This is a genomic window from Mucilaginibacter panaciglaebae (assembly GCF_039539265.1).
In the GTDB taxonomy this organism is placed as follows: domain Bacteria; phylum Bacteroidota; class Bacteroidia; order Sphingobacteriales; family Sphingobacteriaceae; genus Mucilaginibacter; species Mucilaginibacter panaciglaebae.
On sequence record NZ_BAABCV010000002.1, the window covers coordinates 424,580 to 430,638 of the forward strand.

Here is a 6,059-nt window from a genome sequence, read left to right on the forward strand (position 1 = left end):
AACAGCTAAAAAAGTTCGGGATTTGTTATATCGGTTAATTGAATTAAGATCGGTATTCTAAAGGCTTAATTAAATAGGTTTAAAAGGTCCAGTTTTATCTCTTCCCACGAGCGTGCAGTTGTTTCGCCTTCGGCAGGCACTGTCGCTTCGGTTCGGTCGGCCGTTTCAGGTTGGGTTTGATACTCGTATCCTAAACTGTCCAGAAAGGCAAGCAGCACCCTTTCCTCTTCGCTGTTTTGCAAATTCACCACAAGCTTCATATCTCGAATCTTTAAATCGGGCAGCAATATTAAACAAAAAAGAGATATGTGCTAGTCCGATTTACAATCAGTTTTTAGTATACCATGAAGTAAATACCTTCTGTGGAGATAGTGACCAGCTTGCACCGTTTAGAATCACAGGTAGGTGCGGTTCCAGTGCTATCCGCCCGGCTTCTTATCTAAAAACAGAATCAAACTCTGCGTAACAAAACAAAAAAAGGGATACCATCACCGGCATCCCCTTCTCTAATCTATATTTAAGCTTACTATGCTTTTTTCTCAACCTTGATGACATGCGTAGTCATTGATTGCAGTTTGATCTGTTTTTGCAGACGGGCGCTGTTATTAACCGCGTGGTTTAAGTGCGGCGCAATAACCAATGATACGATCGACATCAGTTTGATCAATATATTCATTGACGGACCAGAGGTATCTTTGAATGGATCGCCTACAGTGTCGCCTGTTACTGATGCTTTATGCGGATCTGATTTTTTAAAGTGCATTTCGCCATTGATCTCCACACCTTTCTCAAATGATTTTTTGGCATTGTCCCAGGCACCACCGGCATTGCTTTGGAAAATACCCATCAACACGCCTGATACCGTAACGCCGGCCAATAAACCACCCAATACTTCGGGGCCAAATACAAAGCCTATTACAACCGGGGTTATTAAAGCAATGAGGCCCGGGGCCACCATCTCGCGGATAGAAGCCTGGGTGGATATAGCCACGCATTTTTCGTATTCTGGCTTCGCTTTATACTCCATAATGCCCGGGATTTCACGGAACTGGCGACGAACCTCTTCAACCATCGCCATTGCAGCGCGGCCTACAGCCGAGATACACAATGCAGAGAAGATGAATGGTATCATACCACCCACAAATAAACCGGCCAATACGTTGGCTTTATAAATATCGATATGCTCGATACCAGCTACACCTACAAATGCCGCGAAAAGCGCCAACGAGGTTAAAGCCGCCGATGCAATAGCGAAACCTTTACCGGTAGCTGCAGTAGTATTGCCCACAGCATCCAGGTTATCTGTACGGTGGCGCACTTCGGGCGGCAATTGGCTCATTTCGGCAATACCACCGGCGTTATCAGCAATCGGGCCAAAAGCGTCAATAGCTAATTGCATAGCAGTGGTAGCCATCATACCTGCGGCAGCAATAGCCACGCCATATAAACCGGCAAAGAAATATGAACCATAAATACCTGCAGCCAATACCAGTATCGGCAACACGGTTGATTCCATACCAATAGCTAAACCACCGATAATATTGGTAGCATGACCGGTTGATGACTGACGGATAATGCTCAACACCGGGCGTTTACCCATTGCGGTGTAATACTCGGTAATGATAGACATCAATGTACCTACCACTAAACCTACCAGGATAGAACCGAAAACGCCGTTTTTGGTGAACACCAGCGAACCTTCTTTCAGGACACCGTTAGCATCCAGGTCGCGGGTTAAGTGCATGGTATCGGCAGGCAACATCCATTGTACTACAAAATAAGTAGCAATGGCAGTAAGTACAATGGATGCCCAGTTACCTACGTTTAATGCTGCTTGTACGCTTGAGTTTTCGTCTTTAATTCTTACTAACGAGGCGCCTACTATCGAGAAGATCAGCCCTAAACCTGCAATCACCATAGGTAATAAAACCGGGGCAATGCCACCCATGTTATCGTGCGATACGATCTCACGGCCCAATACCATAGTGGCCAGCATGGTCGCTACGTACGATCCGAATAAATCGGCACCCATACCTGCTACGTCACCTACGTTATCGCCCACATTGTCGGCAATGGTAGCGGGGTTACGCACATCATCCTCTGGGATGCCTGCTTCTACTTTACCCACAAGGTCGGCACCTACGTCGGCAGCTTTGGTGTATATACCGCCACCAACACGGGCAAACAGCGCTATCGACTCGGCACCTAACGAGAAACCAGCCAGTACGTCAAGCGCTTTGGCCATAGCCTCACCGTTAACATCAGCACCCGCAACATTTTTAACATAGATGCTGTAAAACACAATGAATAATGAACCCAAACCAATAATAGCCAAACCTGCAACGCCCAAACCCATAACAGTACCACCTGTAAATGACACTTTTAATGCTTGCGCCAAACTGGTTTTAGCAGCTTGTGTGGTACGTACGTTTGATTTGGTAGCAATGCGCATACCCAGATATCCCGCAAAAGCGGATAAGAAAGCGCCGATAAAAAATGATATGGCAATAACAGGGCTCGAAGTAGCTACTGTTGTACCAGACCAGGCCAGTAGTATGCCGGCAATTATTACAAAGTAGCTAAGTATTTTCCATTCGGCGCGTAAAAATGCCATAGCACCATCGGCAATATAGCCAGCCAGTGTAGTCATCGACTCATCGCCCGCGGGTTGGCTGCTTACCCACGACGATTTAATGATCATAAATAAGATTCCGATTAAGCCTAATACCGGAATCAGGTAAAGTAAATAAGTGTTCAAAAAATCCATATAAGTTAGTAGTGTTTATTATTTAGTTTGCTATATATAAGCGCGATTTACGTAATTGGTTTTGCAAGTTAAACAAATTAATTTCTTTACAATAGCCTGTCAATTATAAAGTTTTTTAAATAGCTTAGAAGTTTAAAACCCACGCCTCACAATGAGTAAAAACACCGAACCCAACAAACTTAAAGCGTCTTTAGGCCTGTTAGACGGCACTATGATCGTAGCCGGATCCATGATAGGATCAGGTATATTTATTGTCAGTGCCGATATTATCCGCAACGTGGGCTCGTCGGGCTGGTTAATTGCGGTTTGGCTCATTACCGGTTTCATGACACTTACCGCCGCGGTTAGTTATGGCGAGCTGAGCGCCATGTTCCCCAAAGCAGGTGGCCAGTATGTTTATTTAAAAGAGGCTTACAATAAATTGATTGCCTTTTTATATGGATGGAGCTTTTTTGCAGTTATACAGACCGGTACAATTGCTGCGGTGGGTGTCGCTTTTTCTAAATTTACCGCTTACCTTATACCTGCTGTGAGCGAGGATAATATCCTGTTCTCGACCATGCTTGGTTCGTACCACTTTACTATTAGCGCCGCGCAATGTGTATCTATCGTATTGATCATCTGCCTTACTTATATTAATACCAGGGGTATTAAAAGCGGCAAGATCATCCAAAATTTGTTTACAATTACCAAACTGGCCAGCTTATTCGGACTGATTATTTTTGGATTGATCATGATCAAGGGCAATGTATGGCACGCCAACTGGACCAACGCCTGGAATATCCATAAGCTTGACGGCACATCGTCTTATACCATGGCTGCTGCCTTAGGGGCAATAGCCGCGGCGATGGTGGGTTCTATTTTTAGTAGCGATGCCTGGAACAACGTAACTTTTATTGCGGGCGAGGTGCGCAATCCGCAGCGTAATATTGGTTTGAGCTTGTTTTTGGGGACACTGGTTGTAACCATCATCTACGTAAGCATCAATTTTGTGTATACCGGTGTTTTGCCCTTACATGATATCGCGACAGCAGAAAAAGACCGGGTAGCAGTAGCCGCTTCCCAGGTTATTTTTGGGCCGGTAGGAACGTATGTTATCGCGGTGATGATCATGATATCCACTTTTGGTTGTAATAACGGACTGATACTGGCAGGCGCCCGCGTATATTATACTATGGCTAAAGATGGTTTATTTTTTAAACGTACCGGCACTTTAAATAAATTTGCAGTACCAAGCTTCGGTTTGTGGATTCAGTGCATTGTGGCAAGTATATTGTGTCTTAGCGGCAGGTATGGAGACCTGCTGGACATGATATCCTTCGTAGTAGTGATATTTTATGTACTCACCATTCTGGGCATCTACATCCTGCGTAAACAGCGCCCAAATATGCCGCGACCATATAAAGCATTTGGTTACCCGGTATTGCCGGCCATTTATATGCTGATGGGGATTGCCTTTTGTATACTGCTAATCATTTACAAACCGCAATTTACCTGGCCGGGCCTGATTATTGTGCTGATAGGCATACCTATTTATTATATAACAAAAAGTAATACCCATGATGAAGAACCGGCTGAAAGCCCTGTTTAGTCTGCTATTAATAACTGTTACCCAATCATGGGCGCAAAACACTTTACAACAAAAACTAAGCACAGCATTTAACCGCTTACAGGCCAGTGAACAGTGTCGTTACGGCACTGTATCATTAACCGTGCTGGACGCTAAAACCGGCGAACGGGTGTTTACTGCCAATGCGGATGCAGGCCTGGCACCAGGCTCAACTTTGAAAACAGTTACCACTATAACCGCCTTCAATTTATTAGGTAAGGATTTCAGGTATCAAACACCCTTTGGCTACAATGGTACAATAAACAACGGCACGCTAAATGGTGATATCATTATTAAAGGCAGCGGCGACCCTACCCTGGGCAGTTGGCGCTGGGAAAACACTACCCAAACTTATGTACTCAACGCTTTTGTAGCTGCGCTGAAAAAGGCAGGCATCAGAAAAATAAATGGCCGTATTATTGGCGATGACAGCGCGTACGGTACCCAATCCATCCCAGATGGCTGGATATGGCAGGATCTGGGCACTTATTACGGCGCCGGAGCTACCGCGCTTTGCTGGCATGAGAATCAGTTTGATATCAACTTAAAGACCGGGCCGGTTGGTACGCCGATAAAAGTTAGCGGCACTACGCCGGCTGTCCCTTACCTGACGTTTAAAAGCGAGCTCACCAACGGCGTAGCGGGCACCGGCGATAATGCTTATCCCTATTTGCCTGCGGGTTTAACTAATATCGTGTACCTGCGTGGCACTTACGCTGTCGATCAAACTAAGAAACTGGTGGCTGCTGCCTACCCTGATCCGGCTTACGATGCCGCCTTCAGGTTATTGGATACTTTAAGACGATTAGGCATAACCGTAACCGGCACTGCCGAGTCAAGCTTGAGCCTGACGGCAAAAAACCAGCAGACCCCGGCTATTACAACCACGCTGACTATACACCCATCTCCAACCTTAAGCCAGATTGTTTACTGGACCAACCGCAAAAGCTTAAACCTGTATGCCGAGGAATTACTAAAAGCCCTTGTAGCTAAAACAGGCGGTAAAGAGGTGACCACACCAAACGGCATTACTATTCTGCAAAACTTCTGGAAGGCGCGTGGTATTGACGTCAACTCGATGGACATGGTTGATGGCTGTGGCTTATCGCCAGAGGACCGGATCACTACTATGACAGTAGCTACCATTATGCAATCGGCCAGAAAAGAGGCGTGGTACGCCGATTTTTATGAGAGCCTGCCCATTTATAACGACATGCATATGAAAAGCGGCAGCATCCATAACGTGCAAGCCTATACCGGCTACCAAACCCACCAGGGGCGTGAACTGGTTTTCAGCATCATGGTAAACAACTACAATGGCCCCGGCAAAAACATCAGGGAGGAAATTTTTAGGGTTCTGGATGAATTGAAGTAATTATTTGGTTTATAGGTTCATTTGGCTGGTGGTTAATGTAGTTTCATTATAGCGGGTGATCCACGTGCGGATGTGTATCACTTGGATCACATCAAAAAATCAACTCATTGATAATAAGTAAATTACAGGTTTCGACCGCAAAATTTGGATCACTTTGGATCACTTTTTATAACTTTTAAGTCTGACCCGTCCTGAAAAAAGTTTACAGATTTGGTTGTTAATACTTAATTGAATTTACACTTTTAATTTAGTACTGAAATAAGTTTACACTATTTATCTGTCGATAGCTACCTTCATTTCGCTAGTGG

General features: G+C 45.0%; 4 protein-coding genes. 2 read left to right on the forward strand and 2 right to left on the reverse strand.

What is annotated here, in order from left to right:
* Positions 1-65: 65 nt before the first annotated feature.
* Both ABD772_RS04225 and ABD772_RS04230 read right to left on the reverse strand, forming a co-directional pair.
* Positions 66-260: a hypothetical protein gene (locus ABD772_RS04225; protein WP_345101192.1), complete on the reverse strand. Its 195-nt coding sequence runs from the start codon at positions 258-260 to the stop codon at positions 66-68.
* Positions 261-526: 266 nt separating this feature from the next.
* Entirely contained in the window at positions 527-2,767 is a 2,241-nt protein-coding gene (locus tag ABD772_RS04230; RefSeq protein ID WP_345101193.1) for a sodium-translocating pyrophosphatase, read from the reverse strand.
* Positions 2,768-2,918: 151 nt separating this feature from the next.
* On the opposite strand from ABD772_RS04230, the gene ABD772_RS04235 reads away from it, so the two are divergent.
* Positions 2,919-4,358 (forward strand): APC family permease, encoded by a 1,440-nt coding sequence (locus ABD772_RS04235; RefSeq protein WP_345101194.1) that lies wholly within the window; start codon positions 2,919-2,921, stop codon positions 4,356-4,358.
* A complete protein-coding gene (dacB, locus tag ABD772_RS04240; RefSeq protein WP_345101195.1) occupies positions 4,327-5,751 on the forward strand; it encodes a D-alanyl-D-alanine carboxypeptidase/D-alanyl-D-alanine endopeptidase in 1,425 nt (474 codons plus the stop codon). The genes ABD772_RS04235 and dacB overlap by 32 nt, the downstream gene beginning before the upstream one ends.
* Positions 5,752-6,059 lie beyond the last annotated feature (308 nt).

Excerpts from the sequence above, each read along its gene's own strand:
- ABD772_RS04225 (WP_345101192.1), bottom strand. The coding sequence starts at position 260 with ATGAAGCTTGTGGTGAATTTGCAAAACAGCGAAGAGGAAAGGGTGCTG.
- ABD772_RS04230 (WP_345101193.1), bottom strand. The coding sequence starts at position 2,767 with ATGGATTTTTTGAACACTTATTTACTTTACCTGATTCCGGTATTAGGC.
- dacB (WP_345101195.1), top strand. The coding sequence starts at position 4,327 with ATGATGAAGAACCGGCTGAAAGCCCTGTTTAGTCTGCTATTAATAACT.
- ABD772_RS04235 (WP_345101194.1), top strand. The coding sequence starts at position 2,919 with ATGAGTAAAAACACCGAACCCAACAAACTTAAAGCGTCTTTAGGCCTG.